This is a genomic window from Sphingomonas sp. SFZ2018-12 (genome assembly GCF_022496715.1).
Lineage (GTDB): Bacteria > Pseudomonadota > Alphaproteobacteria > Sphingomonadales > Sphingomonadaceae > Sphingomonas.
This window is the reverse complement of the sequence record NZ_WTFM01000009.1, coordinates 15,259-41,331: the sequence shown is the minus strand read 5'-3', so window position 1 is coordinate 41,331 and position 26,073 is coordinate 15,259. Positions and strand designations below refer to the sequence as shown.

Here is a 26,073-nt window from a genome sequence, read left to right as displayed (position 1 = left end):
GGCGGGATCGGCGCGCATGGCCCCGACGCCGCGCCCGCCACATCGGGCGCGCCACCGCCGTGTCCCGTTCATCGCAGAACCTGACGAGGTTCCGGACACGCGAGAATCGCGCCTCGCTCCCCCCCCCAAGCGCGCTTTCCGCAACGCGGGACCATAGGCAGCCAGCAGCCGGCCGCCCTCGAAGCCGTCAGGGTCGGCTCCGCAGATCCCGCCATTCACGTATGATTGCACCCGGCCGGGACTCGCTGACGGAACGTGTGCTTGACATGGCAGATGTCGTCACCGAAAACCGTGGCGCGGGCACTGCCTGGAGCACGCCGTCGATGCTCCGGTAGATCTGCCGACCGGCCATATGGGCATGAGATGCGGCCTCGTCCGGGTCGAGCACGGGCGCGAAGCAGGCGTCGGTTCCTTCCAGCAGCGCCGACCATTCATCACGGGTGCGTTGCCGGAACAGCGCCTCGAAACGCCGCCTGAGATCGGGCCAGCGCGCCGGATCGTAACCATCGGCGAAATCGGCATCGTCGGCGAGTCCCAGCTTCTCACGGAGCAGCGCATGGAATTTCGGTTCGAGCGAGCCGACCGAGACGAACCGGTCGTCCGCGCAGCGATAGGTCGCGTACCAGTGCGGCCCGTCGAGGATGCTGCGGCCCCGCTCGCTGACGAAATGGCCCGCCGCCTTCAGGCTGAGCAGCAGGTTCATCAGATGGGCGCTGCCGTCGACGATCGCGGCATCGACCACCTGTCCCCGGCCGGTCGAACGCGCGCTCAGGATCGCGGCGAGCAGGCCGACCGCGAGATAGAGCGCGCCGCCACCGAGATCGCCGACCAGGCTGGGAGGGGCCACCGGCGGCGTGCCGGGCTGGCCGGCGTACCAGAGCGCGCCTGACAGCGCGATATAGTTGATGTCGTGCCCGGCGGCCTGCGCCAGCGGACCGTCCTGTCCCCAGCCCGTCATCCGCCCGAACACCAGCGCCGGATTGCGGGCGAGGCAGACGTCGGGACCGAGGCCCAGCCGTTCCATCACCCCGGGCCGCATCCCCTCGATCAGGGCGTCGCCATGCTCGATGAGGTCGAGGACCGCTGCCACGCCGTCGGGCTGTTTCAGGTCGAGCTGGATGAACCGCTTGCCGCGGTCGAGAATCGACGCGCTGCCGAGATCGAGTGCGTCGGGATCGGGCGCGGGCCGGCCCACGACGACGACGTCGGCACCAAGATCGGCAAGCAGCATGCCGCAGAACGGCGCGGGACCGATCCCGGCAATCTCGACGATCCGCACGCCCGCGAGCGGCCCGTGATCCCTCATGCGCCATCCTCTCCCTTGATAGGCTCCAGGCCGGATCGTGGCACGATTCCGTGTCGGCCGAACATGAAGAACAGGAATATCGCGCGACCGAAATGCATTGGACAAGTCGGCCGCGCTTTCCGATCTACGCTCAATAAAATGCCGGTTACGGCGTGCGTGGAGAGGCCCGATGGCGCATATCCTGACCTGCCCGATCTGCCGTGTGCAACCCCGCGCCGCTGCCGCTCGGGAGCATGGATGATGGAGCTGCGCACCCAGCTTCGACGCGCGGCCGCCTATTTCGCGAACCGCGAGGCGCTGGTCCACGGCGATCGTCGCTTCACCTTCGCCGAAGCGTGGTCGCGCGGGGTGCGGCTGGCGAACGCGCTGGCCGATGCCGGCCTCCAGCCCGGCGACAGGGTCGCGACGCTCGAGAAGAATTCGGTCGAGGCGGTCGATATCTTTCTTGCCGCGGCGATCGGCAACTTCGTTCGTGTGCCGCTTTATGCGCGAAACCGGCGCGAGTCCCACGATCACATGATGCGTCACACCGGATGCCGCGTGGCGCTGGTCGACGAGGCGCTGTTGCCTGAGATCGCCGGGCTGGACTCGGAGGTGCCGGGCCTCGACCGCCTGATCGTGCGTGATGCGCGCTACGAAAACTGGCTCGCGCAGGCATCGGACATCGATCCCGATCCGGCGATCGCGCCCGACGACATCCTTGTCATCCGTCACACCGGCGGCACCACTGGCGCGCCGAAGGGCGTAGCCTATACCCATCGTTCCTGGATGACGATCTGCGGCGGATTCCAGGCGGTCGGCCCACGACCGGAACCGGGCGCGACGGTATTGCACGTAGGCCCGCTGTCGCACGCCTCGGGCTTCATGTTCTCGCCCTATTGGGCGATCGGCGGGCGCAACGTCATGATGGAGGCGTTCGACCCTGAAGGCTTCCTCGATATTCTACAGCGGGAGGAGGTCGGTTACGCATTCGTCGCCCCGACGATGCTCAACGCCGTCGTCCATCACGGCAACCCGCATGGGCATGCCTTTCCGAAGCTGAAGTGCCTGCTCAGCGCCTCAGCCCCGATCTCGGAGGCGACGCTACGCAAGTCTTGCGAGATCTTCGGCGACGAGGTGCTACACTCGGCGTACGGACAGACCGAGATATTGCCCGTCACGTCACTCGGGCCGAGAGAATGGTTCGGCCGGACCGAAGGGTCGACACCGCTTCAGTCGGTGGGTCGGGCGATGCCGTTCGTCGATCTGGAGATCCGCGATGCGGACGGGCGCGTGCTCGGACCCGACGAGCCGGGAGAGATCGTCGCAAGGTTCGAGAACGGCCAGATGCAGGGCTTCTGGAACGATCCCGAGGAGACCGCGCAGCGCATGGTCGACGGCTGGGTGAAGACCGGCGACGTCGGCCGGATCGACGCCAACGGCTTCCTCTATCTGCTCGATCGCGCCAACGACCTGATCGTGTCGGGCGGGTACAATATCTACCCCGCCGAGATCGAGAACGTGATCGCCGATCACCCGCTGGTGATCGCCGCCGCCGTGTTCGGCATCCCGCACGAGAAATGGGGGGAGACGCCGCTCGCGCGGGTCGTCGTCGCGCCGGGCACGGTGATCTCCGAACAGGAGATCACCGATCTCGTCAGCCGGCGGCTGGGGTCGTTCAAGAAGCCCGGGCAGGTCGTCTTCACCACCGATCCTCTGCCGCTGAGCAACGTCGGCAAGGTGCTGAGGTCGAAGCTGCGCGAGCCCTATTGGGCCGGCCATGCCAGCCGGATTTCGGGCGCATGACCGCCGACCGTCCCGCCGCATCCCCCGTCACCCCCATGGAACATGCCATCCCGTTCGAGACCATTGTCGTCGAAAAGCGCGGCCCCGCCTGCTGGGTGTGGCTCAACCGCCCGGCGGCGCTGAACAGCCTGACGCTCGAAATGGCGCATGAGCTGGAGGCGGCGATCACGGCCGCCGAGGCCGACCCGGCGGTGCGATCGGTAGTGGTCACCGGGGCAGGACGCGCATTCTGCGCGGGTGCCGATCTTGCGGCGCTCCATGCGCATGGCGGATCGATCGCCGCGCCGCTGGGCGACTTTCTCGCCGAGCTGGGCCGTGTCTTCACGCGGATCGAAGCCTCGCCCCTGCCGACGATCGCATTGGTCAACGGGCTGGCGCTGGCCGGCGGACTGGAACTCGTCCTGTGCTGCGATCTCGTGGTCGCCGCCGACAGCGCGCGATTTGGCGATGCTCACGCGAACTACGGACTGCTGCCCGGCGGCGGCGGCTCGATCCGCCTGCCGCGCAAGATCGGCCCGGCGCGCGCGGCCTGGTTGATGATGACGGGGGAGTTCTTGCCCGCGGCGGACATGGAGCGCGCGGGGCTGGTGAGCCGGATCGTGCCGGGCGACGCGCTGGTCGAGACGGCGCAATCCTTGGTCGAGACGCTCGCCACCAAGAGCTCGCTCGGGCTGGCACGCATGAAGGAACTGGCCGCGATCGCCGACGGCTGTTCGCTGGAGGAAGGCCTGCGCCGCGAACTGGAGATCGTCGCCGACTACGCCACCTCGCACGACCTGCAGGAGGGGCTGACGGCCTTCGCTGAAAAGCGCCAACCGGAGTTCACGGGACAATGAGCGACATCTTCATCGCCGGCGTCGGCATGACGCAGTTCGGCAAGCAGCTCGATCGCAGCCTGAAAGGTCTGTCGGGCGATGCCGTGGCGCAGGCGTTCGCCGATGCCGGCTGCGGGCCGGCGGATATCGACGCGGTGTTCTTCGGCAATTGCGTCCAGGGCCATATGGAAGGGCAGGACATGATCCGCGGCGAGCTGGTGGCGCGCGCGGTCGGCATCCAGGGCGTGCCCGTCGTCAACGTCGAGAACGCCTGCGCCACCGCCTCGACCGCGGTGCACATGGCGAGTGCCTATGTCCGCTCGGGCGCGGTCGATGTCGTGCTGGCGCTGGGCGCGGAAAAGATGTGCTCGCCCGACAAGGCGCTGATGTTCAGCGCGTTCGACGGCGCGTGGGACGTGCATGAGACGGCGCGCAACCGCGATATCCTGCTGGCGATGGGAGAAGGCGTCGCCGTGCCGGAGGGATCGGTATCGACGCAGCCCTACAGCGTCTTCATGGACATCTATGCCGCGATGTCGCGCGCGCACATGAAGACCTACGGCTCGACGCAGGCGCAGATCGCGGCGGTCTCCGCGAAGAACCACATGCATTCGGTCAGCAACCCGCTGGCGCAGTACCGGATACCCTACACCGTGGAGGCGGTGCTGGCGGCGCCGCCGATCGTCTTTCCGCTGACGCTGCCGATGTGCTCGCCGATCAGCGACGGGGCGGCGGCCGCGGTGATCTGCAACGCCGCCGGGCTGCGCAAGCTGACCGCTTCCGGCGGGCGGGCGATCCGCATCCTCGCCTCGGTGTTGCAGACGAGCTCGGAACGCAGCCCGTATGATTACGACCGGCACGTCACCCGGCTCGCCGCCACGCGCGCCTATGCGGCGGCGGGGGTCGATCCGGCGGATGTCGATGTCGCGGAAGTGCACGACGCGACCGCGATGGGCGAGATCATCGAGATCGAGGCGCTGGGCCTCGTGCCACCCGGCGAGGGCGGCGTCGCGGCGGAGCGCGGCGATACCGTCATCGGCGGCCGCATTCCGGTGAACCCGTCGGGTGGCCTCGAATGCAAGGGCCACCCGATCGGCGCGACCGGCCTCGGCCAGATCTACGAACTGGTCGCGCAATTGCGCGGCGAGGCGGGCGCGCGGCAGGTGGACGGCGCCCGGATCGCGGTCGCGCAGAACGGCGGCGGGGTGCTGGGGGTGGAGGAGGCCGTGGTCGCGGTCACCGTCCTCGGCCGATAGGGAGCGAAGAGCATGGATTTCCTGCCCGGTGACGAACAGCGGATGGCCGTCGAGAGCGTCCGCCGCTTCCTCGACGACAAGCTCGAACCCGAGATCCGCGCGCATGGCCCCGGCTTCATCCCGCGCGACCTGATGCGGCGATGGACCGGCGAGCTGACCCGGTTCGGCCACATCGCGGCGCCGCACGACGAGGAATGGGGCGGCCTCGACATGGGGTGGCTGACGCATCTCATGATCTTCGAGGAAATCGTCTATTCCTCGCTCGACGTCGCCATTCCGGGCTTCATCAACGCGGTCGGTGCCGAGCTGATCCGGCGCAGCGCCTCGCCCGAACTCCAGCGGCGCTACCTGCCCGGCCTGATCGCGGGCGAGCTGTTCGTCTCGATGGGCATTTCCGAACCCGATGTCGGCTCGGACGTGGCGGCCGTGAAGACGCGCGCGGTGCGCGACGGCGACCATTGGGTCATCAACGGCGAGAAGACGTGGATCACCAACGGCGCCTATTCGGACGTGCTCGTCTGCACCTGCCGCACCGGCGAAAACGAGATCAGCCATATCCTGATCGACCGCGCCGAAAGCCCGTACGAGGTGCGCGACATCGAGAAGATGGCGCTGAACGGCCAGTCGACCGCGCAGATCTTCCTCACCGACTGCCGCGTGCCGGTCGGCAACATGCTGGGCCAGCCCGGCGACGGGCTGCGCAACACGCTGAAGGTGTTCGAGATCGCGCGCTGCCACATGGCGATGTGGAGCATCGGCATCGCCCGTCGCGCGCTGGACGAGGCGATCGCCTACGCGAAGGAGCGCACGCAGCATGGCCGCAAGATCGCCGGGCATCAGCTCATCGCCGAGAAGCTCGCCACCATGGCGACGCAGATCGACGCCGCGCGGCTGCTGACGCACCGCGCGATCTCGCTGGTCGATGCCGGCGTCCGTGCGGAAACCGAATGCGCCATGGCCAAATGGTATGCGACCGAAATGGCGATCGGCGTGACCCGCGACGCGCTCCAGATCCACGGCGGCAACGGCGTGACGCGCGAGTTCATCGTCGAGCGGCTGGTGCGGGAGGCGATCATCTGCCCGATCCCCGACGGCACGACCGAGATCCAGAAGCTCATCATCTCGCGCGCGCTGACCGGCGTCGGCGCGTTCCGCTGACGGGAGCACGATCATGACCGAAGAACTTCGCTACGACGGCCGCGTCGTGATCGTCACCGGGGCGGGCGGCGGGCTGGGGCGCCAGCATGCGCTGATGTTCGGCGCGCGGGGTGCGCGCGTCGTCGTCAACGATCTGGGCGGGGGACAAACCGGCGGCGGAGGTTCGTCCGCCGCCGCCGACAAGGTGGTGGAGGAAATCCGCGCCGCCGGGGGAGAGGCGGTCGCGAACCACGATTCCGTCACCGATGGCGCGCGTGTCGTCGCGACCGCGCTCGACGCGTTCGGCACGGTCGATGTCGTCGTCAACAACGCCGGCATCCTGCGCGACGTCAGCTTCCACAAGATGACCGATCAGGACTGGGAGCTGCTGCAGGACATCCACCTGAACGGCACGTGCGCCGTCACCCGGGCGGCGTGGCCGGTGCTGCGCGAGAAGGGCTATGGCCGGATCGTGATGACCACCTCGGCGGCGGGCATCTACGGCAATTTCGGCCAGGCGAACTATGCGGCGGCGAAGCTCGGCATCGTCGGCCTCGCCAACGCGCTGGCGGAGGAGGGGCGAGCCAAAAACATCCATGTCAACACGATCGCGCCGATCGCGGCGTCGCGGATGACCGAGACGGTGTTCCCGAAGGAACTGCTCGATCGTCTGCGACCCGAAGCGATCAGCCCGCTGGTCGGCTGGCTGGCACATGAGGCCTGCGCGGAAACCAAGGGCCTGTTCGAGGTCGGTGCCGGCTATATCGCGAAGCTGCGCTGGGAGCGTTCGCACGGCCATCGTTTCGGTGGCACGACCGATTTCACACCCGACGATGTGGCGCGTCACTGGGCCGGGATCACCGACTTTACCGACGCCGAGCACCCAACCACGATGAACGAAAGCCTGACCGCCGTTCAGCGGACGGCATGACGACGATCCAGGACATGAGCCGAGGGAATAGATCGCCCGCGCATTGAATTGGACGGCGCGCACGAGGCAGGTGATCCTGCCTCGACAAAAATACAGACAATATGGAGAGGGGCTATGAAATACTGGCTGCTGACGTCTGCCGCCTTGGTTTCGGCAGGGCCGGCACATGCGCAAGAGGCGCCGGCACCGACTGCCGCCGAAGCCGGACCACAGGGGCAAGCGCCTGCGCAGACCGGGGCCGATGCTCCCGCGCCACCGGCGGCCCGGACGCCTGCACCGGCGGGAACCGCAGCGCCTGCATCGAGCGCCACCGAAGCACTGTCCGAAGACATCGTCGTGACCGCCACCAAGAAGGGTTATGGGGAGAGCGTGCAGAACGTGCCGGTCGCGGTGACGGCGTTCGGCGAGGCTCAGCTCGACGCGAAGTTCGTCCAGAACCTTCAGAGCCTCAGCTACGACGTGCCCAACGTGCAGCTCGACGGCGTTGGGACCGCGCCGGGATATGCCAATTTCACCATTCGCGGTCTCGGCATCAACAGCACCATCCCGTCTATTGATCCCACCGTCGGCGTCTTCGTCGACGGCATCTATCTGGGCATCAACGCGGGCGTCGTGCTCGATAACTTCGACCTCGAGGGGGTGGAGGTGTTGCGCGGACCGCAGGGGCTGCTGTTCGGCCGCAACGTGACGGGCGGCGCGGTGGTGATGCGTACGACACGTCCGAGCTTCACGTTCCGCGCCAACGCCAAGGCTTCGGTCGAGACCGGCCTGAAGAAGACCGTCAGCGGTATGGTGACGGGGCCGCTGATCGACGACGTGCTGGCGGCCAAGCTGGCGGTCTATTACAGCGACGACGACGGCTGGTTCCGTAATCGCTTCGACGGTCGGAGTTTTGGCAGGTCGCGCGACATCATTGTCCGCCCCGCGCTCTCCGTCAAAGGCGGGGACGATTTCCGCATGGACATCCGCTACGAACACGGCGACGTCGATGGAGACGGGGCGCCGGTCCAGAGTCACGCGGTACTCCCGCGTGACACGTTCGCGCTGTCGATTGATTTTCCGGGCTTCTACAAGGCGATCTGGAACCAGGCGATCGTCGAAACCAATGTCGATGTCGGCTTTGGCGACGGTGTCATCACGAACATCTCGGGCTACCGCCAGTTCCGCTCGAGAACCGCGACCGACATCGATGGCACGCCGCAGTCATTCTTCAACGGTTTCTTCAACATCGCTCAGAAACAGCTCAGTAACGAGCTGCGCTATGCCGGTAAGTTCGGCTCTGTGGAAGTGACGACCGGCCTGTATTATTTTACACAGGATCTGGCCTATGCCGAGCGGCGCAACCTTCTCGGCAACAGCCGCATCGTTTCGGGGGGCGGGACTCAGGACCAGACGACATGGGGCATCTTTGCGTCCGCCGACTGGCATTTCGCGGACACGCTGACGTTCAATCTCGGTGGTCGCTATAGCTGGGAGCGCAAGGCCGTGCGCATCTCGACCCTGCGTGCCGACGGCTGCGACCTCGACACGCTGCGCTGCGCGACGAACTTCGTCGACAGCAACGACTGGAAGAGCTTCACACCGAAGGTCGGGCTGCAATGGAAGCCCGATGACCAGACGCAGGTCTATGGCTTGTATACGCGTGGCTTCCGCAGCGGTGGCTATAACCTGCGCAACACCGATCTTGGCGTGCCGCCCGGCCCCTTCGATCAGGAGGTCCAGGACAGTTTCGAGATCGGGACGAAGAAGCAGTTCGGACGCAGCCGGCTGAACCTGGCAGCCTTTCATAACCGGATGAAGGACCTCCAGCGCGAGATCAACCTGCCCGGCCCGCTGGGCGTCAGCCAGGTGATCCGCAACACCGCCGACGCGACGATCCAGGGCGTGGAGGCGGAGGGTCAGTTCTTCATCCTGCCCAACCTCGTCCTGTCCGGGCAGCTCGGCTATGTTCACGGCCAGTATCGCAACGTCCGCTTCGACATCAGCGGCGACGGCGTCATCAACGGCATCGATCGCGACCTGAAGCTGCCGCGGCTGTCACCCTGGACTTATGGCGCCGGGCTGACCTACGATCAGGCGCTGGGCGCGCTGGGGAGCGCGACCGCACGCGTGGATTTCACCCATCGCGACACCGCCCGGTTCACCGACAACAATGTCGGCTTTCTGCCTGCTGCGGACATGCTCGATGCGAGCCTCACCTATAACGCCGCGAGCCGCAAATGGCGCCTCTCGGCCTACGCCCGCAACTTGCTGAACGAAGTGACTTATGGTGGCGATACGCCGCTCACCGTCGCGTTCGGCGGACCGGGCGCCAGCCTGTCGCCGCTTAACAAGGGGAGGGTCATCGGCGGCGAGTTCGCGCTGAACTTCTAGCCGTTCGTCGCCGGCGCCTCGCTCCGCGGCGCCGGCGTCCAGGCCTCGCGGACGCGGGCGATCAGATCCCGCGCTGCCGGCTTGATCGGCCAGCGCGCGCGGGCGGCATAGGCCAGCACCAGCGGCTCCAGCAGTCCGGTATCGGGCAGCGCGACGAACCCATCGCGGAACCAGCGGCCGGCGGTGAAGGCTTTGGCCACCAGCCCGACGGTGTCGGTCGCGGCGACGATCTGCCGCGCCAGCGGGAAATAGTCGGTCATGTGCACCCGATCCTCCGGGCGCTGACCGTCCTGCTCGTAGAGTTGCTGGATGATCGGCGTATAGGGTTCGGACGACGACGGCACGACGAAATCGAACTGCGTCAGCGCCCGCTTGTCGATCGAATGCCTTGTCAGGATCGGGTGCTCCCTGCGCACGAACGGAAGGATCTCGATCGTCGCGATGCGATCGCACTTGAACTGCGGCCAGCCGGAAAACGCGGCCTCCAGCCCGAATGCGACGTCGATGTCACCGCGCGACAGCAACTGCACCGCCCGCTCGCTGTTACCGGAGACGGTTTCGAAGCGCACGCCGGCATGTCGTTTCAGGAGCGCGATCGCCGGCCCCGTCATCAGCCAGTCGATCGATCCGGGGAAAAGGCCGATGCGAAGCTGCCCCGCGAACGGGTCGGCGCCCCGGTCGCGCTCGCCGAACAGGTCTGCGGCATCCGCCAGCAGCCGTGCCGCCCGGTCGATGAAATCGCGACCCTCCGGCGTCATCGCCACGCCGCGCGACGTCCGGTTGAAGATCGCGAAGCCGAGTTGCTGCTCCAGATCGGCGACGCTCTTGGTGATCGCCGACTGCGTAACCCCGACCGCCTTGGACGCACCCGAGAAAGACCCGACGCGGGCCACGGCCACCGCATATCTCAGACGGGAATCCAGCACGGACGGATTCTACGCCGGCCCCGTCTCGTCGCGCAACAGGTCGACACCGTGGCCGGCGCCCCGAAGCGTCGTCGCCGTGCAACGCCGCGCCCCAGGCCGGTGCCCGGGATGATCGGAACATGGCCACGCCGCGGGATTGCCTTAGACTGGCGTGATGCGCGATCTGACCCCGCTCATCATCTTCGCCCGCGTCGCCGATATGGCGAGCTTCACCAGGGCCGCCGAAAGCCTCGGAATGCACAAGGGGCGTGTGTCCACCGCGGTGCGTGACCTGGAAGCGACGGTCGGCGTCCGGTTGCTCCATCGCACCACGCGTGCGGTTCATCTGACCGACGACGGTCGCGCTTTCCATGCGCGTGCCATGGAATTGCTCGCCGAGGCGGAAGGTCTGGACGCCATGTTCACGCAGCACGGCGGCACGGTGCGCGGCCGGTTGCGCGTCGATGTGCCGACCGAACTGGCCCGCGCGATGCTGATCCCGGCGCTGCCGGCGCTGCTCGCCGCCCATCCCGGACTGGAACTTGAAATATCCAGCACCGATCGGCGCGTCGATATCGTGCAGGAAGGGTTCGATGGCGTGTTGCGGGTCGGGACGATCGGCGACGACAATCTGATCGCACGGCCGCTCGGCGCGCTGCGCATGGTGAACGCCGCCAGTCCCGCCTATCTCGCGCGATATGGCACACCCCTGACGCCGGACGATCTCGTCCGTCAGGGCCATCGGATCGTGCATTATGCACCAGCTCTGGGGACGAGGAGCTTCGGTTGGGAATATCCCGACGGCGACGGCTATGCGACCCTCGGCCTGCCGGGTGACGTCAGCGTCAACAATGTCCAGACGTATCATGCCGCCGGGCTGGCGGGCATCGGGCTGATCCAGGCGGGTCTCGCAGCGATGCAGCCGCTCTTCGACAGTGGCGAGATGGTCGAAATCCTGTCTGCCTATCCGCCGGAACCGTTGCCGGTCTGGTTCGTGGTGGCCCACCGCCGCAATCTGTCGGCCAAGATGCGCGCGTTTCTGGTCTGGGTCGAAACCACGATGCAGCCCTACCTCTGACCGGATTGTTTCTGGCATCAATAACAGTGCGTTTTTCGTCCGCCGGTTTATCGCGAAGGCGGGGAACAGTATTTCCTTCGTCACGGCAGGATCCGATCGGTTCGATCGACGGCGTCCGCCAGACGGAAGGAAACGGTTTCATGGCCATCAACCACCAACAGCTGCTGATCGCTGGCGCATGGACGCCGGCGTCGGACGGCGCGACCTATGAATCGCTTGACCCCTATTCGGGCGAACCGGCGACCCGTGCCGCCGCCGCGACCGTCGCGGATGTCGATCGCGCCGCCGACGCCGCGCACAAGGCGTTCGCCGGCTGGGCCGCGCTGCCGCCCAGCCGGCGCCGCGCCTATCTGCTCGCCGCCGCCGACGCGCTGGAAGCGCGCAAGGACGAGATCAGCGCCGCCGTCACCGCCGAGATGGGCGGCCCGGCCGCCTGGGGCGAATACAATGCCCGGATCATGGAGGAGAAGCTGCGCTACGCCGCCGGCGCCGCCTATGAGGGGCTGACCGGCGAGGTGATCCCGTCGGAAAATACGAACCGCACCAGCGTCGCGATCCGCAAGCCGGCCGGCGTCGTGGTCAGCATCGTGCCGTGGAACGCGCCGGTTCTCCTGATGGCCGCCTCGGTCCCCGCCGCACTGATCCTCGGCAACACCGTCGTCATCAAGGCGTCGGAGCAGACCCCGCGCACCCACGGCCTGGTCGCCCAGTGCTTCGAGGATGCGGGCTTCCCGGCCGGCGTCGTCAATTTCATCACCAACGCGCCCAAGGACGGGCCGGCGATCGTCGATGCGCTGATCGCGCACCCGGCCGTGCGGCGCATCCACTTCACGGGATCGACCAGGGTCGGCAAGATCATCGCGGAGAAAGCGGCGAAATATCTGAAGCGGGTGGTGCTGGAACTGGGCGGCAAGGCGCCGTTCATCGTCCTGAAGGACGCCGACCTCGATCGCGCGGTCAATGCCGCGGTGTTCGGCTCGTTCGCCAATTCGGGCCAGGGCTGCATGTCGACCGAGCGGATCATCGTCGAGCGTCCCATCGCCGAGGAGTTCACCCGCCGGCTGGCGGCCGCGGCAAAGAAGCTCAAGGTCGGCGACCCGCGCGCGAGCGACACCATCCTCGGCCCCGTCATCAACGATGCGTCGGTCGGGCACCTGACCGGGCTGGTCGACGACGCGGTGGCCAAGGGTGCCGGGCTGCTCGCCGGCGGCACCGTGCAGGGCCGCTGCTTCGCCGCCACCGTGCTGGCCGGCGTGACCGCGGACATGCGCGTCTTCCGCGAGGAATCGTTCGGTCCGTTCGCCTCGATCGTCACGGTCGATAGCGCGGAGGAGGCGCTGCGCGTCGCCAACGACAACGATTACGGCCTGACCGGCGCGATCTTCAGCCGCGACGTGACGTTGGCACTCGACATGGCGAAGCGGCTCGACACCGGCATGGCGCACATCAACGCGGTGACGCTCGACGACGAAGCGCAGGCGCCGTTCGGCGGCGTGAAGGACAGCGGCTACGGTCGATCGGGTGCGATGGTCGGGCTGGAGGAACTGACCGAGATCCAGTGGATCACGATCGAAGGAACGCAGGCACCGCGCTATCCGTTCGGGGAATAGCTCGAACGCTTGCGACCCCTTCCGCGCCGGCGCATCTCTTGCCAACGCGCATGGCGGGATCGATACCGGCCCTCAAGGCAATGGCGCACGCGCGGCATATTCGGGAGACGTCACATGGCGAAACCGGCAATCGTTCCCGCTCACGGCTTCCGGGGCGAAGCGGCGCCTTGGGCCAACCCGGAAATGTCGGGCCGGATGGACGCGCGCAAGACCATCCGCCTCGACGCGAGCCATGCTTCGCTGGCCTTTCGGCGCGACGCGGTGACGGGCCTGATCGACGATGCCGCCAGCGCCTTGTCCTGACACACAAGCGACGAATGGACGAACGATGACCGGACAGACCTGGGAGCGTGTGCCGATCGACGCGCAGAGCGTCGAGGCGCCGCTGTCGCAGGCGGCAGTGTTCCTCGTGGTGGCGGTCGAGCCGGACGATCGGGCGCTGGCGCACGTGCGCGAGACGCTGGCGACGGTCGACGACCTCATCAAGACGGTGGGCTTTCGCGATCTGGCCGGCCGGTTGTCGTGCGTGGTCGGCGTGGGCCATGACATCTGGAGGCGACTTGCGAAGACCGCACAGATGCCGGCGGAGCTGCATCCGTTCAAACCGATCGTGGGCGCCAAGCATCAGGCTCCCGCCACGCCGGGCGATCTGTTGTTCCATATCCGCGCTGAGCGGGTCGATCTGTGTTTCGAGTTCGAACGGCTGCTGCTGGCGGCGCTCGGTGAGGCGGTGCGGGTCGTGGATGCTGTGTCCGGGTTCCGCTATTTCGACGCACGCGACCTGCTCGGTTTCGTCGATGGCACCGCCAATCCCGCCGGTCACGACATTCCGGCCGCCGCGCTGGTAGGCGAGGAAGACCCGGATTTCGCCGGCGGCAGCTATGTCGTGGTGCAGAAATACCTGCACGACATGACGGGCTGGAACGCGGCGGGAGCAAGCGCACAGGAAGAGATCATCGGCCGGACCAAGGTCGATAACGTCGAGCTCCCCGATGCCGGCGCGGACGCGCAGAAATCGCACAAGACCCTCAGCACGATCGTCGATGAGGATGGCACCGAGCACGACATCCTGCGCGACAACATGCCGTACGGCGATCCCGCGCGCGGCGAGTTCGGCACCTATTTCATCGGCTATTCGCGACGCCTTTGGGTGATCGAGAAGATGCTCGAGCGGATGTTCGTCGGCGATCCGCCCGGCCGCCATGACCGGCTGCTGGACTTTTCCACGCCGAAGACGGGGACGACATTCTTCGCGCCGTCGCGGCGTGTCCTCACCGGGCTGTGCGGCGGCTAACCGCGATGGTCGGCGACGATCGCCTCGCCTAGCGTCAGGGTTTCGGCGATCAGTGCTGGCGCGACGGGCGGCGCACCTGTCGTGTCCGCCATCCCGATGATGGTCTTGCACAGCGTGTGAAAGCGCACGATCCGCTCGGCATCCTGTTCGTCGAGACTGCCCAGATGCGCGCTCAGCGCGTCGTAAACCGCCGCCAGTTCGCCGTGATAGGTGAGCGGAAAGATCGCGATGGGGCCGTCCGCTGTGCCGGCCTTGCCGAACTGCAGGTCGAGCAGATGGCGAAGCACGGCGACCTCGGCGACCAGGCCGGTCATCATCGCGCGCCGCGTTTGACGCGACGAGCGCCGGGCGAGCAGGTAATGCCCCACGCCGCCCGCCAGCGATCCCACCAGCGCCGCGACGATCGCCGTTACGTTCACCATCGACCGGTCTCTCTTGCACCCGCCACGTCAGAACACCGCCGCGATCATCGTCAGCAGATTATCGACGAACCGTCGCGGCAGCGAACGCGCCGCGATGCCGCCGTGGTCGATCTCGATCGCATCCGCGAGCCACGCGCGCTGATGCGCGGCGACCCGTTCGGCGAGGTCGGTTGAATCGAACAGGATGTTGTTCTCGAAATTGAGGTCGAGGCTGCGGCGGTCCATGTTGGCGGAACCGACCAGCCCGAGCGATCCGTCGGCGATCAGCGTCTTGGCGTGGAGCAGGCCGCCGCGATATTCGAAGATGCGCACGCCGGCCTTCGCCAGCACCGGGTAATAGGCTCGGCTGATCGCGCCGACGATGCGGTTGTCGTTGCGGCGGGGGAAGATGATACGCAGCGCGACCCCCCGCCGCGCCGCCGCCACGATTGCGCCGATCAGCGGCGGATCGGGGGCGAAATAGGGCGTGGTGATCGTCACCGTCTCGCGCGCAGCCGCCAGCACGGCGACGAACAGATCGGTCATGGTCCCGCGCGACGACAGAGGCCCCGTCCCGACCGCGATGGCCGGAAAGCCGTCGGGCAGCGGCGACGGCGGCGGCTTACATTCCGCACGCCGACCACCGGGTCGAGGCGGTCGAGGTGCGGTTCGGCGATACCACCGTGCCCGGCTGGTTCCACCTGCCCCCCGGCTATGCCGAGGGCACTAAGCTGCCCTGCCTCGTCATGGTCAGCGGCATGGACGCGTTCAAGGAGTTGCAGATCGGCGGCTCGGCCGACCGCTTCCTGCGCCGCGGCTTTGCGATTCTGATGCTCGACGGCCCCGGCCAGGGCACGTGCCTCACCCGCGGCATCTGGTACGATCCCGACCGTCAGGGCGCGCTGGGCACGAGCGCGTTCGACGCCGCGGCGGCTCGGCCGGAGGTGGACCCCGAGCGGATCATGATGTGGGGCCTGTCGTTCGGTAGTTTCTGGGCGACGCAGATGGCGGCGGCGGAGCCGCGCTTCGCGGCACTGGCGGTGATGTACACCAACTTCCAGCCGCGCAACTGGGCGATCTTCCAGATGGCGGCGCCCACGTTCCGGCAGCGCTTCATGTACATGACGGGCTCCGCCGACGAGGAGGCGCTGGAGCGGATCATGGACCGGATGGACGTGTTCCGGATCAGCCGCGAGCTCAAGATGCCGTGTTTCGTCATGTCGGGCGAGGACGACTCGCTGACCGATGCGGCCTGCACGATCGAGCATCTGAACAACGTCCCGGGGCCCAAGACGCTGGTGATGTATGCTGGCGAGGAGCACGGCATGGGCGGCTCGCGCTCATCGCAGCTCGGCACGCCGTTCTTCCCGCTGATCGCCGACTGGCTCGCCGACCGCGCCGCGGGCAAGCCGCTGGAGTCGACCTACAACGTCGTCGATACGCTGGGGCAGATGCACTCAGAGCCTTGGGGCGAAGCCCGCGTCCACCAGCATGGCGCGCCGCTCGGCGTCGACCAGCTCTGGTCCGACGAGCCGCCGGTCGGACTGGCCTAAGCTAGCGCTTTCCGTACCGCCAGCATCGGGAGAGAACCGCCATGACCATTCGCGTCCTGCAAACCGGCCTTCATCCGGAGCGCGTCGATTTCGATACGCCCGAGTTCAAGCGATTCGAGGGGTTGACTGAGGACAAGCTGCGGCAGGCGAACGACGGCAACGTCGCCATGCTGCGCCAGGCGGGCTTCGAGGTCGTCAACGTCCTCATCAGGAACGGCGATACGCCCGAGGATGTCGTCGGCAGGGCCGTGGAACAGGGACCGTTCGACGCCCTGCTGATCGGCGCGGGGGTGCGGCTCGTCGCCGACAACACGCTGCTGTTCGAGGGGCTGGTGAACCTACTCCACGCCGCTTACCCGAACGCACGTTTCGTGTTCAACCAGGCGGCGGTCACATCGCCCGACGATATAAACCGCTGGTTCGAAGGCCCCGAAGCCAAAGCGCCGTTGCGTTAGCCGTTCCCACAACAGCGTGTTTGGGTGAGTTTCGGGAACGGGTTCTCTTTCCCGATCAACCATCGTTTGCGAGACCCTTGATCGGCAGTTACGATCGCAGCGATGGTCAATGTCTGGCTGCTCTTCCCACTTAGTGCTCTCGCGATGGCCGGCTGCTCGCCCGACCCTGCTCCCCAACAAAGGGTCACGGGAAGTGACGCTGCGGTAGCTGGTTGGCCGCATCAACCGACCCATGGCCGGTTCCTTATCGAGAATTGCTGCACGCTTCGGCTCGCTGCCGATGCCCGGTTCACTCAGGGGCAGGGCATTGACTCCATCATCCACGATGTATCGGGGCCAGGTTACGTGCTGAGTATCGTCTTCGGCCCGTATGATAGCGGCAAACCCCTGCTCGGCTATCAGGTTGAGAGTAAGCGCATCATTGATGGCGTAGAACTGAGCGCCTTCCGATGGGCTGATCCAACGCGTGATCCCCCAGAGGGGAAGTTGCTTTGGCTTGCGCAGGTGGGCGGGGGAATCGTCGGCGGTGTGGAACACACGCCTTGGGGCTTAAGGATGAAGGCCGATTGCACAACTCCGACCGCTTGCGGTGACAGCGCGGCGCTGGTTGGGACGATCCGCTTCTAACCTTCCCGCTTCTTGATCCCATGCGAGACGGGATCGCAAGACCTTAGGGTGTCATTCCGCCCTCAACCGTACCCGGCCGCGAGCGGCGCATTTTTCAACAGCCCCGGCCGTTTTCTGAACAGCGGTAATGCGCCGGGTTGTTCTTGCGATCTGCCCGGCATAGGGGAGGGGGGTATATGGCTCATCTCTCCGGTTCCAACGCCGACCTGATCGCACGCGTGCGTCGTATCGCCGGCCAAGTCGGGGCCGTCGAACGCGGCCTCACGTCAGGCGACTCCTGCGCGACGGTTCTGCACTTGGTCGCGGCCGTCCGCGGCGCGGTGAACGGGCTGATGGACGAAATTATCGCCGAACACCTGGAAGCGCACGTTGCTCGGTCGGGGCTGACGGACGAGGAGCGCGCCCACGGAGCCGACGAGCTGCTGGCGGTGATCCGCCGTTACGCCAAGTAGGATTGTGCTCGATGCCTACCGCTTCCGAAATCGACCGCTTTGCCCACGATCACGTTTTCCTGGGCAGCTCGCACGACGAGAACGCCCGCCGAACCCTGTGGGTGGTCGCACTCACAGCCGTGATGATGGTCGGCGAAATCATCGCCGGATACCTGACCGGCTCGATGGCGCTGCTCGCGGACGGGTTCCACATGGCGACGCACGCCGGCGCGCTCTCGGTCGCTGCGGCGGCTTATGCGTATGCCAAGCGTCACGCGCGCAACCCGGCCTATAGCTTCGGCACCGGCAAGGTTGGCGACCTCGCCGGTTTCGCCTCGGCCATGGTGCTCGGCCTGATCGCGCTCGGGATCGGGGTGGAATCGGTGCTGCGCCTGTTTCAGCCCATCACGGTCGCATTCGGGGAGGCCACGATCATTGCCGTCGTCGGCCTAGGTGTGAACATCGCCAGCGCCTTTCTGCTCTCGAGCGGTCACCACCATCACGGGCACGGGCCCGGGCACGATCATCACCACGGGCACGATCATGCGCACGCCCACGGCTCTCACGGCGGCGACAACAACCTCCGCTCGGCCTATGTTCATGTCCTCGCCGACGCGCTCACCTCGGTCCTCGCCATCGCGGCGCTGCTCGCCGGCCGGTATCTCGGCTGGGTCTGGATGGACCCGGTCATGGGGATCGTCGGCGCGGTCGTCATCGCCCGCTGGTCATGGAGCCTGATGCGCGACACGGCCGCCGTCCTGCTCGATCGCACCGACGCGCATGTCGCCGACGAGGTGCGCGAGCTGGTCGAAGCTCCCGGCGACGCCCGAGTGACCGACCTGCACGTCTGGAAGGTCGGACCGGAAGCGCACGCGGCGATCGTCAGCGTCGCCGGCGTTCGGAATGGCGAGCTGGTCCGCCAGCGGCTCGCGCCGGTTCACGAGCTGGCGCACCTCACGGTCGAGGTGCGCTGATGCTCTACCTGCTTCTCAAGGCCGGCATATCGGCCGTCATCATCGTCGCCGTGTCGGAGATCGCCAAGCGCAGCCCCGGTTTCGGCGCGCTGATCGCCTCGCTCCCGCTCGTCTCGGTGCTGGGCATGATCTGGCTCTGGCGCGACACGCACGATCGGGCGCGCATGGCGGCCCATGCCGGCGCGACCTTCTGGTACGTGCTGCCGTCCTTGCCGATGTTCCTACTCATTGCGGCGATGCTCAACCGCGGCGCGCCGTTCTGGCTGGCGCTCGCCTCGGGGTGTCTCCTCACGGTTGCGCTCTACCTCGCGATGACGTGGGTGGGGCCGCGCTTCGGGCTCCAGCTCTAAGCGAGCCCGGACAAGCGAAGCGCGACGCCCGCCGCAGCGCACGCGCCTAAGGTCGGGATCACGCCCGACTTGAACCGGAACATCGCGACCAGGGCCGCGACGGTCAACGCTAGCGCGGCCGGGTCGAGGGTGGACAACACCGGCACGTCCAGCGTCCTGCCGGCGATCGGCAGGGCGCGGACTTGGTGAAACAGGGTGTGGAGCGCGAACCACACCGCCAGATTGAGCACCACGCCGACCACGGCTGCGGTGATGGCGGCGAGCGCGGCCGACAGCGCCTTGTTACCGCGCAGCTTCTCGATGAACGGCGCGCCCAGGAAGATCCAGAGGAAGCAAGGCACGAACGTCACCCAGGTCGTGAGCAAGCCCCCCAAGGTGGCGGCGAGCAGCGGGGGCAAGCCGGTCGCTTGCCGGAACGCGCCCATGAAGCCGACGAACTGCGTCACGATGATCAGCGGCCCCGGCGTCGTCTCCGCCATGCCAAGTCCGTCCAGCATCTCGCCGGGACGAAGCCAGCCGTAGTTTTCGACGGCCTGCTGAGCGACATAGGCGAGCACGGCGTAAGCGCCCCCGAACGTCACCACCGCCATCTTGGAGAAGAACAGCGCGATCTGCGTGAACACATTGCCCGGTCCGACTGACGCGAGCAGCGCCGCAATCGGCGCGAGCCACAGCGCGAGGAGCGCACCGCTGATCCGGAGCGACCATGCGAGGCTGGGGCGGGCGTGGTCGGGGACGTGCTCGCCAAGCGCGGTTTCGGCATCGCGGACGATCTTGCCGCCCGATGCACCGTGGCTGCCCCCGCCCATGAAGGCGGGGTGGCGTGCGCGCCCGCCAAGGAAGCCGGCGATGGCGGCCGCAAGAATGATGATCGGGAAAGGAACGCCAAGGAAGAAGATCGCCACGAACGATGCCGCCGCGATCCCGCGCATGACGTTGTTCTTCAGCGCGCGCGAGCCGATGCGCACGACGGCCTGAAGCACGATCGCGAGCACGGCGGCCTTCAAGCCGAAGAACAGCGCCTCAACAAAGGGGACGTTGCCGAACAGCGCATAGACCCAGCTCAGCGCCATGATCGCGACCAGGCCGGGGAGCACGAACAGCGCGCCAGCGACAAGCCCGCCCTTGGTCTTGTGGAGCAGCCAGCCGATGTAGATGGCGAGCTGCTGCGCCTCGGGGCCGGGCAGCAACATGCAATAGTTGAGCGCGTGAAGGAACCGCTCCTCGCCGATCCATCGCCGCTCCTCGACCAGCACGCGGTGCATCATCGCGATCTGGCCGGCCGGGCCGCCGAAGCTTAAGGCGGCAACCTTGGCCCAGACCCGCAGCGCTTCGCCGAAGGGGATGCCGTGATCCCGCGGGCTCGGGCCTGCGATCGGCGCGGTCGCGGTCGCCTCCATCGTCATTCTCCTCGTCGCCTGGTGAAGTGGGCGTAGAAGCCGTCGAGCGCGCCCGCGCCTCGCGCGAGCCGGTCGGGGTCGTCGGGCGTGGCGGCGCATATCCCCTCGATCAGCGCGCTGACGCCGGCCGTCTCCGGCCGGCCGAACTTGTCGTCGGCGATGTCGAGGTCGTGGATGATCTCCGACAGCGCGACGAGCGCCGGGTCGCCGTCGAGCCCTCGGCGGAACACCAGCGTCTCGAAGGTGCAGCGGTCGCCTTCGTGCGTGAACTCGGCGTCCGCCATGTCGAAGCGCAGCTCGCCGGGCTCGGGGGCGTAACCCTTGCCCTCCACGAACTTGAAGGTCGCGTCCGGGTCGATGAAGCGCCGGATCAACCACGCTGACGCGATGCGGTCGACGTGGATGTGGACGCGCGTGACCCAAGTGCGCCCGCGAAGCTCGGCCTGGGCCAGCTCGGGCGCGCCCGGCCCGGTCACGTCGGGGTGCTGGCCCGCCCGGGCTTCCGCCGGGGCAAGCGCCGCCTCGGCCGTTTGCCGCCCGTGCGCGCCGAAGAAGTCGATCGCGGCGATCTCGTCCAGCCGGCGGCGCAACCGGCGAACCTCGCCGGGGGGAACATACTCGCCTTCCGCCAAGGTCCGCGCCTCGCGCGCCAGCTCCTCGTAATCGGCATCGCGCGCCGCGTCGAAAGTTCCGCGAAGCTCGGGGTCACCGATGCCACCTACCAGCCGCGCCTCTAGGATCAGCGCCTCGCCGCCATTGTCGGCAATCTCGCGGTGCAAATCCTCGAACAGCGCGCGAGTGTCGGCGCGGTTGGGGAGCGCGTGGACCGCGTTCTTGAGCGGCGCGGCCCCGATCGCCTGCAAACGCCGCCACACCTTCACCCGCAAATAGGCGGGCTTGGCGGGAAGCTGCGGGATCAACAGCAACCAAGGGCTGGGTTCGGCGTTCGTCATAACTGTATCATCCGGATTTTGGAGTGTAACGGTTGCATCATCGTTCATGCAACCATAGACATACTTGGGTTGGCGAACGCGCGAGGAGAGGGCGATGTCACGTCTGACCGGGACCATGCTGGCGCTGCTCGTCTCGGGCGGGATCGCTCCTACCGCGGCGCACGCGCAGCGCGGGGAGACCGTCGCGTTGCGCGAAGCCTATCCGTGCCGGCGCTGATGATAGGAGAGATTGGATGATGAAACCCCTTCTGGCCGGCGTTCTCGCCGCGCTCGCCGCCCCGGCCTGGGCCGCGCCCGACTGGAACAAGGTCGATGCTGCGCTCGGCCGACCGGGCACCGAACAGGCGGGCGGTGTCCATCGCTACGGCTTCCCGCGCTCCGACCTGCACGTCACTCTCGACGGCGTGGCGATCAAGCCAGCACTGGCGCTCGGCTCCTGGGCGGCGTTCCAGCCGATGGGTGACGACACTATGGTGATGGGCGACCTGGTGCTGACGCACGAGGAGGTGAACCCGGTGATAAGCCGCCTCTTGGCCGGCGGCTTCACGATCACCGCGCTCCACAATCACCTGCTGCGCTCCGCGCCCGCCACCATGTACCTGCACATCGCCGGGCATGGCGACCCGGTGAAGCTCGCGACCGCGTTGCGCGCCGCGCTGGCGGAAAGCCGCACCCCGCTCGCCGCGCCGTCCAGGGACTCGCAACCGCCCTCAGCCGGGGCCGGCAGCTCGCCGCCCGTCGATCTCAACACGGCCGCACTTGACGGCGTGATGGGGGCCAAGGGCAAGCCGAATGGCGGCGTCCTCCAATACAGCTTCCCGCGCGCGGAAAGGTTGATGGATGCCGGTATGGTCACGCCGCCCACGATGGGAACCGCGACCGCGATCAACTTCCAGCCGACCGGGGGCGGCAAGGCCGCGATCACCGGCGATTTCGTGCTGGTAGCGAGCGAGGTCGATCCGGTCATGCGCGCGCTGCGCGCCAGCGGGATCGAAGTTACGGCACTGCACAATCACATGCTGAACGACGAGCCGCGCCTGTTCTTCATGCACTTTTGGGCGAACCAGGATGCAGCCAAGCTCGCCCGCGGCCTGCGCGCTGCCCTTGACAAAATGAACCTGCAACGAAGCTGACGATCAGGCGATCGGCTTTTCGGGCCGTCATCGCCGCCCGACCCCGACCACGGCCCGATGGGCAACTGGAACAGCGCTGGCAAGACAGTCGAGCTGTTCGTGACGCCCGAAGGCCAGGTGCTCGGTAGCGAGGAATGAAAATGCGATTGAGGCGTGTCAGCACCTTAAGCTCGGACGCGCCCCTTCACCCGGCCCAGCCGGGTTCGGAAAGGACGAAAACGGTGAAACGTGCAACCATGATCTTGGCGCTGATGGGGGCGGTCGCTCCTCATGCTCCGGCGCTGGCGCAAACCAAACAGTCGGACATGCAAGGTGCCGCGCTTCTCGCGAGCTGCCGCGCCGCGGAGCAGAGGTGTGGAGCATATCTCCAAGGCGTGCTGGACATGATGATCGTCGCGCGAAAGGCCGAGTGCGGCGCGCCGCGCGATGATCGTGCGGCCTTGCGTGCGGCCTATCTGCGCTGGGCGGAACGGGACAGCTATTTTCAGAGTGTCCACATGGTCGCGGGGGCCGAACAGGCCTTGAGTTCGGCTTGGCCGTGTCCGGGGCATGCGGCTGAAAGGCCAACCGCTGATCGGGCGCCAGCGCATTAACGTGGTTCACGCCATGGACGCGGCGGAGATTGACTTGGCCTTGAATGCGGGCGGGATCACGGAAGTTGTCAGCAGACACGGGGTCGGCCGCTACCTGGCCCTTGCAGATGGCAACCAACTCATCGACATCATGGTCGGCGAGGCTATGTCCTGTAGCTAACCGACGAAGCGCGTCACGCTGCCAGCCAGGACTATCCTCCGACCAAGTGACGATGTTCGCGAGTGCCTGTGCTTCGCTCATTGTTGTGATCGCCCCTTCGATCTCCCCCAATTGGGTTCTGTTGATTACACCTGACGCAGTTCGTCCAAAAAGCTGGTCAGCACATGCTCAAGGTCCGGAAATACCGGGTGCTCCTCAAAATGCCGGCTTAGCTCCGTCTCGATCGTTGCCGGCGATTTGGCATCTTCCTTGGACTTTTCCGCCCATTTCCGGCCGGGATGGAGCGTGTCCCACGGCGAGCGCTTATTGGCTCGGGTGGTCGCGTCATCTCCATGCTTGCCCAAGCCATAGAGTATGCTCGTCTCGCTGTTCCAAATCGGCCGGAACAGATGGATCATGTAATCCTCGGCCGCCGTTTCCCAGCCGCTCTGAACGACCAGCGATCGGAACTGAAAGTCGGCAAGGTCGAGCGTGGTGATGGCCGTACCGATGTTCTTACGGTGGTCTGAAAGACGCCCACAAAGCCGCGGCCCCTGCTCCAGCGGGGTACGGGCATTGTTGATCGCGGGCGCGGCCTGGCCGACGTAGATTGGCGTCTCGCTTCCGCTGATGGGCGCATACAGCGGAAATGGGCCGTTGTAGTAGATGGCGTAGATGCCGGAGCCATAGAAGCGCGGTATCTCGGCCAACGGGTGACGCTGCTGCGCGACCAGCGCGAGCGAGACGAACCGCCCCACCACCTTGGGATTGCTGGGATCAAACACCGCCGAAGGCTGCCGGATCGGGTCCAGCGTGTTCAGAAAAGAGCCTAGCTCCTCGATGACACCCCGGATTTCCTTCTCAAGCGTCCGTCGCCGCGGCGCCGACAGGGTGGTCGAGGTCGTCTGTTCGATGAGCTGGTCGAGATTCGCGCGCAGTTCGGCGATCGGCGACGGCGCGGGTGTGGGTTTACGGCTCATGCGGCGGTCAAATGCCTCGCCACGTTCTCTCCAACGGCCTGCGCGAGCTTCACCGGGACGGCGTTGCCGAGCTGGCGCATGGACTCGGTCCATGAGCCATGAAAGCGGTACTTGTCAGGGAAGGTCTGTAGCCGGGCGCTCTCTCGGACGCTGAAATAGCGCACGCTTCCATCGGCGCGACGCAGCATGTTCTCGCCCCCCGGGACACCGTGGACGCCCGCCTTGAGCGTCTTGGCTGGTTCATCAAGCGGACTGCCAGTGTGGCCCACATAGCTGCGGGCGCCACCTTGGAATCGATGGTTGAGGCAGGCAGCCGCGAGTTCCGGCTGAAGCTCCGGATCAGGAAGGTCTCCAATCGCGTCCCGCACGGTCAGCCACGGCTTGTCCGCCGGCTTCTCCAACAGCGCCATGCCGCGGGCGCGGAAGCGTGGATCAAGCACCCGGTCGCGCTTGGCGATCTCGTGCCGCTCCCAATAGTCACCCGTTCGTACCTGCTCCCATAGCAACGCTTCGAGCGAGTGGGTTGCCTCCGGGAAGGACCATTCAATGCCAAGGTCCGCGCGGAAGCCGACGAACACGACACGCTCACGCCGTTGTGGCACCCCGTGATTGGCTGCGTTGAGCACCCGATACACGACGTTGTAACGCAGCTCGTCCGAACCGCCCTTGGCGGTGTGGTGACGCTCTAGGCGCGCCATGTGCTCCATCCACGTCTCGCCCGGCCGCAACGTGAGTTCGGGATAGGTGAGCTGGTGGACGATATGAGCAAGGTAGGTGGCGAAGCTCGCCCTGGTCAGCCCCTTCACGTTCTCAAACACGAACGCGCGCGGGCGCGTCTCGCGCACAACCCGGACAGCTTCCGGCCACATGTCGCGCGCGTCGGCATGTGCTCGATGCTTCCCGCCAAGGGAGAATGGCTGGCAAGGTGGTCCACCCGTCACAAGGTCGATCTTGCCTTCGTGCTGTCGAAAATCGACGGCTCGAATGTCACCCTCGGTCGGCAACGGCCAATGGCTAATACCACCCGCCTTTACCTTGCGGTTCTCTCGAATCGTATCGCAGCACCAGCGATCCCATTCGACCACCTGCATGGGACGGAATCCCGCCTTGCTGATCCCCATGCCCAGCCCGCCGGCGCCGGCGAATAGCTCAATGGCCCGCATGGGCGTTTCCTTGGTCGTCATCGAGAAATCCACGTATTTTGTTCTTCAAGTGTTCCGTTTGCCCGCATTCGCATTCCCAAACAACCAGCTCCCGCCAGCCCTTTCGGTCCAGCATCGCACGATTGCGCTCGTCTCGATCGCGGTTGCCCTCCAGCTTCGGTCCCCAGAAATCCTGCCGGGATTTTGGCATTCGCGCCAGTTTGCAATTCGGATCGGGATGACGATGCCAGAAACATCCGTGGACAAAGATGACTTTCTTCCGGCCGCGAAACACAAGGTCGGGGCTACCGGGTAGACGCTTGTCGTGAAGCCGATAGCGGTAGCCCATGCCATGCACGATGCGGCGCACCAGCATCTCGGGCTTGCTGTTCTTGCCCCGAATGCGGCTCATGCGCTCGGAGCGGCCTGCCGGGGTGAGAGTGTCCGCCACC

28 protein-coding genes are annotated in these 26,073 nt (G+C 66.6%); 19 read left to right on the top strand and 9 right to left on the bottom strand.

Features of this window, described 5'->3' with window-relative positions:
• Positions 1-187: 187 nt before the first annotated feature.
• A complete protein-coding gene (locus GO308_RS18220) occupies positions 188-1,306 on the bottom strand; it encodes a CaiB/BaiF CoA-transferase family protein (RefSeq protein WP_203311540.1) in 1,119 nt (372 codons plus the stop codon).
• Between the two features lie 237 nt (positions 1,307-1,543).
• On the opposite strand from GO308_RS18220, the gene GO308_RS18215 reads away from it, so the two are divergent.
• The 6 genes from GO308_RS18215 (at position 1,544) to GO308_RS18190 (ending at position 9,603) form a co-directional block, all read left to right on the top strand.
• Positions 1,544-3,091, top strand: a complete 1,548-nt coding sequence (locus GO308_RS18215) for an AMP-binding protein (RefSeq protein WP_205492644.1) — start codon at positions 1,544-1,546, stop codon at positions 3,089-3,091.
• Positions 3,088-3,927, top strand: a complete 840-nt coding sequence (locus GO308_RS18210; RefSeq protein ID WP_238941211.1) for an enoyl-CoA hydratase/isomerase family protein — start codon at positions 3,088-3,090, stop codon at positions 3,925-3,927. The genes GO308_RS18215 and GO308_RS18210 overlap by 4 nt, the downstream gene beginning before the upstream one ends.
• Complete coding sequence (locus tag GO308_RS18205; protein ID WP_203311539.1) at positions 3,924-5,162, top strand: thiolase family protein; 1,239 nt, start codon at positions 3,924-3,926, stop codon at positions 5,160-5,162. Before GO308_RS18210 ends, GO308_RS18205 begins: the two co-directional genes overlap by 4 nt.
• Before the next feature lie 12 nt (positions 5,163-5,174).
• Positions 5,175-6,320, top strand: coding sequence for an acyl-CoA dehydrogenase family protein (locus GO308_RS18200; protein WP_203311538.1), 1,146 nt, complete (start codon positions 5,175-5,177; stop codon positions 6,318-6,320).
• Positions 6,321-6,333: 13 nt separating this feature from the next.
• A complete protein-coding gene (locus GO308_RS18195; protein WP_203311537.1) occupies positions 6,334-7,230 on the top strand; it encodes an SDR family oxidoreductase in 897 nt (298 codons plus the stop codon).
• 114 nt (positions 7,231-7,344) lie between these two features.
• Positions 7,345-9,603, top strand: coding sequence for a TonB-dependent receptor (locus GO308_RS18190; protein ID WP_238941210.1), 2,259 nt, complete (start codon positions 7,345-7,347; stop codon positions 9,601-9,603).
• Here GO308_RS18190 and GO308_RS18185 read toward each other — a convergent pair.
• Positions 9,600-10,529: a LysR family transcriptional regulator gene (locus GO308_RS18185; protein WP_203311536.1), complete on the bottom strand. Its 930-nt coding sequence runs from the start codon at positions 10,527-10,529 to the stop codon at positions 9,600-9,602. The genes GO308_RS18190 and GO308_RS18185 overlap by 4 nt on opposite strands.
• 154 nt (positions 10,530-10,683) lie before the next feature.
• Between GO308_RS18185 and GO308_RS18180 the strand changes: the two genes are divergently transcribed.
• From GO308_RS18180 to GO308_RS18165, 4 genes are all read left to right on the top strand, one after another.
• A complete protein-coding gene (locus GO308_RS18180; RefSeq protein ID WP_203311535.1) occupies positions 10,684-11,586 on the top strand; it encodes a LysR family transcriptional regulator in 903 nt (300 codons plus the stop codon).
• A 140-nt stretch (positions 11,587-11,726) separates the two neighbouring features.
• On the top strand, positions 11,727-13,196 hold the full coding sequence (locus tag GO308_RS18175) for an aldehyde dehydrogenase family protein (protein WP_203311534.1): 1,470 nt from the start codon (positions 11,727-11,729) through the stop codon (positions 13,194-13,196).
• Between the two features lie 114 nt (positions 13,197-13,310).
• Positions 13,311-13,499, top strand: coding sequence for a hypothetical protein (locus tag GO308_RS18170; protein WP_203311533.1), 189 nt, complete (start codon positions 13,311-13,313; stop codon positions 13,497-13,499).
• A gap of 25 nt (positions 13,500-13,524) precedes the next feature.
• Complete coding sequence (locus tag GO308_RS18165; RefSeq protein ID WP_203311532.1) at positions 13,525-14,490, top strand: Dyp-type peroxidase; 966 nt, start codon at positions 13,525-13,527, stop codon at positions 14,488-14,490.
• Here the strand turns inward: GO308_RS18165 and GO308_RS18160 are convergent.
• Positions 14,487-14,912, bottom strand: a complete 426-nt coding sequence (locus GO308_RS18160; RefSeq protein ID WP_203311531.1) for a hypothetical protein — start codon at positions 14,910-14,912, stop codon at positions 14,487-14,489. The genes GO308_RS18165 and GO308_RS18160 overlap by 4 nt on opposite strands.
• Before the next feature lie 27 nt (positions 14,913-14,939).
• Positions 14,940-15,437 carry a phospholipase D-like domain-containing protein gene (locus GO308_RS18155; protein ID WP_203311530.1) on the bottom strand — a complete coding sequence of 166 codons (498 nt, stop codon included), beginning with the start codon at positions 15,435-15,437 and terminating at the stop codon, positions 14,940-14,942.
• A gap of 116 nt (positions 15,438-15,553) precedes the next feature.
• Here GO308_RS18155 and GO308_RS18150 point away from each other — a divergent pair, with 116 nt between their 5' ends.
• The 6 genes from GO308_RS18150 (at position 15,554) to GO308_RS18125 (ending at position 19,281) form a co-directional block, all read left to right on the top strand.
• Complete coding sequence (locus tag GO308_RS18150; RefSeq protein WP_203311529.1) at positions 15,554-16,444, top strand: prolyl oligopeptidase family serine peptidase; 891 nt, start codon at positions 15,554-15,556, stop codon at positions 16,442-16,444.
• Positions 16,445-16,485: 41 nt separating this feature from the next.
• On the top strand, positions 16,486-16,899 hold the full coding sequence (locus tag GO308_RS18145; RefSeq protein ID WP_203311528.1) for a hypothetical protein: 414 nt from the start codon (positions 16,486-16,488) through the stop codon (positions 16,897-16,899).
• A 102-nt stretch (positions 16,900-17,001) separates the two neighbouring features.
• Positions 17,002-17,526, top strand: coding sequence for a hypothetical protein (locus tag GO308_RS18140; protein ID WP_085811202.1), 525 nt, complete (start codon positions 17,002-17,004; stop codon positions 17,524-17,526).
• Between the two features lie 176 nt (positions 17,527-17,702).
• Entirely contained in the window at positions 17,703-17,978 is a 276-nt protein-coding gene (locus GO308_RS18135) for a metal/formaldehyde-sensitive transcriptional repressor (protein ID WP_018251376.1), read from the top strand.
• Positions 17,979-17,989: 11 nt separating this feature from the next.
• Positions 17,990-18,931: a CDF family Co(II)/Ni(II) efflux transporter DmeF gene (gene dmeF, locus GO308_RS18130; protein ID WP_018251375.1), complete on the top strand. Its 942-nt coding sequence runs from the start codon at positions 17,990-17,992 to the stop codon at positions 18,929-18,931.
• On the top strand, positions 18,931-19,281 hold the full coding sequence (locus GO308_RS18125) for a DUF3147 family protein (RefSeq protein WP_018251374.1): 351 nt from the start codon (positions 18,931-18,933) through the stop codon (positions 19,279-19,281). The genes dmeF and GO308_RS18125 overlap by 1 nt, the downstream gene beginning before the upstream one ends.
• Here GO308_RS18125 and chrA read toward each other — a convergent pair.
• Both chrA and GO308_RS18115 read right to left on the bottom strand, forming a co-directional pair.
• Entirely contained in the window at positions 19,278-20,681 is a 1,404-nt protein-coding gene (chrA, locus tag GO308_RS18120) for a chromate efflux transporter (protein ID WP_037477237.1), read from the bottom strand. The genes GO308_RS18125 and chrA overlap by 4 nt on opposite strands.
• Before the next feature lie 2 nt (positions 20,682-20,683).
• The gene (locus GO308_RS18115) at positions 20,684-21,634 is read right to left on the bottom strand and encodes a chromate resistance protein ChrB domain-containing protein (protein ID WP_018251372.1); all 951 of its coding nucleotides are present in this window, start codon (positions 21,632-21,634) and stop codon (positions 20,684-20,686) included.
• Positions 21,635-21,728: 94 nt separating this feature from the next.
• Here GO308_RS18115 and GO308_RS18690 point away from each other — a divergent pair, with 94 nt between their 5' ends.
• The 3 genes from GO308_RS18690 (at position 21,729) to GO308_RS18105 (ending at position 23,360) form a co-directional block, all read left to right on the top strand.
• On the top strand, positions 21,729-21,851 hold the full coding sequence (locus GO308_RS18690; protein WP_267903937.1) for a hypothetical protein: 123 nt from the start codon (positions 21,729-21,731) through the stop codon (positions 21,849-21,851).
• 16 nt (positions 21,852-21,867) lie between these two features.
• Positions 21,868-22,767 (top strand): DUF1259 domain-containing protein, encoded by a 900-nt coding sequence (locus GO308_RS18110; protein WP_018251370.1) that lies wholly within the window; start codon positions 21,868-21,870, stop codon positions 22,765-22,767.
• A 221-nt stretch (positions 22,768-22,988) separates the two neighbouring features.
• Positions 22,989-23,360 carry a Rap1a/Tai family immunity protein gene (locus GO308_RS18105; protein ID WP_126002749.1) on the top strand — a complete coding sequence of 124 codons (372 nt, stop codon included), beginning with the start codon at positions 22,989-22,991 and terminating at the stop codon, positions 23,358-23,360.
• A gap of 285 nt (positions 23,361-23,645) precedes the next feature.
• Here GO308_RS18105 and GO308_RS18100 read toward each other — a convergent pair whose 3' ends face one another.
• The 3 genes from GO308_RS18100 to vsr are packed head-to-tail and all read right to left on the bottom strand — an operon-like array spanning position 23,646 to position 26,072.
• Entirely contained in the window at positions 23,646-24,479 is an 834-nt protein-coding gene (locus tag GO308_RS18100; protein WP_018251380.1) for an Eco29kI family restriction endonuclease, read from the bottom strand.
• Entirely contained in the window at positions 24,476-25,663 is a 1,188-nt protein-coding gene (locus GO308_RS18095) for a DNA cytosine methyltransferase (protein ID WP_229668350.1), read from the bottom strand. The genes GO308_RS18100 and GO308_RS18095 overlap by 4 nt, the downstream gene beginning before the upstream one ends.
• The gene (gene vsr / locus GO308_RS18090) at positions 25,629-26,072 is read right to left on the bottom strand and encodes a DNA mismatch endonuclease Vsr (protein ID WP_020493517.1); all 444 of its coding nucleotides are present in this window, start codon (positions 26,070-26,072) and stop codon (positions 25,629-25,631) included. The genes GO308_RS18095 and vsr overlap by 35 nt, the downstream gene beginning before the upstream one ends.
• Position 26,073 lies beyond the last annotated feature (1 nt).